The organism is Stenotrophomonas capsici, assembly GCF_034961085.1.
Taxonomy (GTDB): domain Bacteria; phylum Pseudomonadota; class Gammaproteobacteria; order Xanthomonadales; family Xanthomonadaceae; genus Stenotrophomonas; species Stenotrophomonas capsici.
In genome coordinates this window covers 1-2,744 of the sequence record NZ_JAYFUH010000049.1, presented here as the reverse complement: position 1 = coordinate 2,744, position 2,744 = coordinate 1, and the positions used below count along the sequence as shown (strand labels likewise).

Genomic DNA, 2,744 nt, shown 5'->3' with positions numbered 1-2,744 from the left:
AAACTGACCAGTACATAAATTAAGCGGCGAATCGGGGAACTTCCTTGCCGGAACAAGGCCACTTCCCGCTCCGCCCAAGAGACCGGAAGGCATGTAGCGGCGGGGATGGGGTCCTGCGCTTACTCGCCGCGTCGCGCGGCCAGTTCATCCCAGAGGCGGCCCTGTCGCTGGGCCGGGGTGGTGACGTTGATGACTGCCTGTTCGCCCAGGCGATCATGCAGCTGCTGCAGGTACAGGCTGCGCGGCGTTACCACCGCATGCGGGGACTGCACGATGCCGGCCGGTTCCTCCGGGGGGAACCGGCCCGGTGCGCGCTCGCCGATCTGGCCCACGCTCCAGTTCATCGCATGCGGCGGAGCCTGCAGGACGTAGTGGGCGCTGTCGGTGTTCCAGAACATCTGCTGGGCGCCGGGCCATCCATGCCCGGTGGTGCTCCCGCGCCGATGCTGCACGCGCAGTTGGCGGTCGCGGGTGCAGCGGCGAATCTCCTAAACTTCGGGTGGGGTAAACACGGGAAAATCAGTAAATGGACGTCATGCCCAGCGATAGGCCGGCACTGGAACCGCTCCACTACCACCGCCAGTTGGTGGCGTACCTGAAGCAGCACGAGCCGGAGGTATGGCGCTGGGCGGCCTCGCAGCGGATCCGCGATGAACACATCGCGCAGGTACGCAGCGACCTGCTGCGCGATACCTACCGGCTGGAGGCCGAGGCCCACCCGGAGGTGCATGCAAGCCTGCAGTTGGCCATGCAACGGCTGGGCATGCAGGCCCCGGCGACGCTGTACCAGGCCGGCAGCCAGGACATGAATGCCGCGCTGGTGTTCGTGCCCGGCGAAGTGCACATGGTGCTGCAGGGGCCGCTGCTCGAACGCCTGAGCGATGACGAGCGGCTGGCGCTGTTCGGGCATGAATTGGCGCATTACGTGCTGTGGTCGCTGGACGGCGGCGACTTCCACGTCGCCGACCGCATCCTCAATGACGCCCTGGCCTCGCCGCAGGCCAGCCCCAGCCAGGCCGAAACCCTGCGCCGGTATGCCTTGCATACCGAGCTGTTCGCCGACCGCGGCGGCGCGGTGGCCGCCGCCGCCCCCGGGCCGGCGGTCAGCACGCTGCTGAAGGTGCAGACCGGCGTGGCCAACCCGGACCCGGTGGCCTACCTGCGCCAGGCCGCGGAGGTGGATGCCAACGAGAAGCAGGGCAGCACCATGCGTACCCACCCGGAGACCTTCATCCGCGCACGTGCGCTGGAGCAGTGGTGGCAGCGCACCGACCGGCTGGACGGCTGGGTCCGCGACAAGCTTTGCGGTGCCTTGTCGCTGGAGGCACTGGACCTGCTCGACCAGCAGGCCCTGCAGCAGATCACGCGCGGCTTCCTCGGTCACTTCCTCGACGAGGTGCCGCTGCGCAGCGCGCTGGTACTCAACCAGGTGCGGCAGCTGTTCCCGGACTGGAACCCGGGCGAGGCCACGGTTGCGCCCCAGGCCATCGCCGAACGCAACATCGATGACAGCGTGCGTGGCTACCTCAACGCCTTGATGCTGGACCTGGCGCTGGTTGACCCCGACGTGCAGGACGCCGCGCTGCTGCGCGCCAGCACGCTGGCCCACGCGCTGGGCAGCGCGCAGGCACTGCAGGCCAACCTCAAGCGCGATGCACGGCTGGGCAAGCGTGAGCTGGACAAGCTGAAGAAGAACACCGAACGGGCCCTGAGTGCATGAGCGAGATGACTGAAACCCCGGTGCCGGCGGGCAACTTCGCCGCGCTGGTCGATGCCCAGGCCGGCGCGGCGCTGTCCACCGATGACGTGCTGGTACTGGTGTTGCCGTTGTTCGCGCAGGTGGCGTCGCTACATGCCGGTGGCCGCGTCGCCGCGCTGTCGCCCGAAGCGATCGTGCTGGATGCGGCGGGCGGGCTGGCCCTGCGCAACCCGTCTGGCCAGGCGCCGGCGATGGCGCTGGCCGCGATCAGCCGCGTGCAGCCCGGCTCGGCGTCCACGCTCAACATCGTCGGCACCCTGCGGGTCGCGCATGACGCGCAGGGCTACGAGCGGCTGGACGACCTGGCGGTGCAGGCCGACCTGGAGGCGGCGATCGAGCATCCGGTGTACCTGCCGGGCTATCGCAGCTGGGAACTGGCGTTGGGCCACCATGACGAGCTGACCGACATCTTCCAGCTGGGCATGGTGCTGGCGGCGTTGGCCTGCGGCCTGGACTTCGACGACGTCGACGACCTGCGCAGCTTCGCCGGCAACCGCGAGAACCTGTTCCAGCTGGCCCCCCGCCTGCATCCGGTGCTGGCCAGCGTGGTCGTGGAGATGACCGCGCTCAACCGGCACGACCGCAGCACCGAGCTGGACAGCCTGGCCACGCGCCTGCGCACCTGGCGTGACCAGCCGGACGTGCTGGACGTGGCACGCGCGCTGTCCGGCGTCAGCGGCCTGGCCTCGCGCCGTGGCGCGGTGCTGTCCTACCTGCGCGACCGCCTGTTCGACCTGTCGCGCCGCAACCGCCTGCTGTTCTTCCGGCCCACCGCCGGCTCGGTCAACCTCACCGTGTCCAGCGTGCCGCTGATGCTGCAGGTGGAGAGCATCCGGCCGGAGCACATCTGCACCTGGGGCGGGCCGTTCGCGGCGGACATGACCGCCGGCAAGGCGGTCGACCTGCAGCGCTGGCTGCGCTTCGACGACCAGCCGTTCCTGCCGGCCGCGCTGGACAAGCTGATCCAGGAAACCCGCCGTGATCG

3 protein-coding genes are annotated in these 2,744 nt (G+C 69.4%); 2 read left to right on the top strand and 1 reads right to left on the bottom strand.

The window, feature by feature from the left end:
* Positions 1-119: 119 nt before the first annotated feature.
* Positions 120-398, bottom strand: coding sequence for a hypothetical protein (locus VA603_RS01670; protein ID WP_132862381.1), 279 nt, complete (start codon positions 396-398; stop codon positions 120-122).
* Between the two features lie 137 nt (positions 399-535).
* Between VA603_RS01670 and VA603_RS01665 the strand changes: the two genes are divergently transcribed.
* Positions 536-1,720: a M48 family metalloprotease gene (locus VA603_RS01665; protein WP_323437757.1), complete on the top strand. Its 1,185-nt coding sequence runs from the start codon at positions 536-538 to the stop codon at positions 1,718-1,720.
* Positions 1,717-2,744: serine/threonine-protein kinase (locus tag VA603_RS01660; RefSeq protein ID WP_323437756.1), on the top strand; the 1,028-nt coding region annotated here is incomplete at its 3' end. The genes VA603_RS01665 and VA603_RS01660, both read left to right, overlap by 4 nt.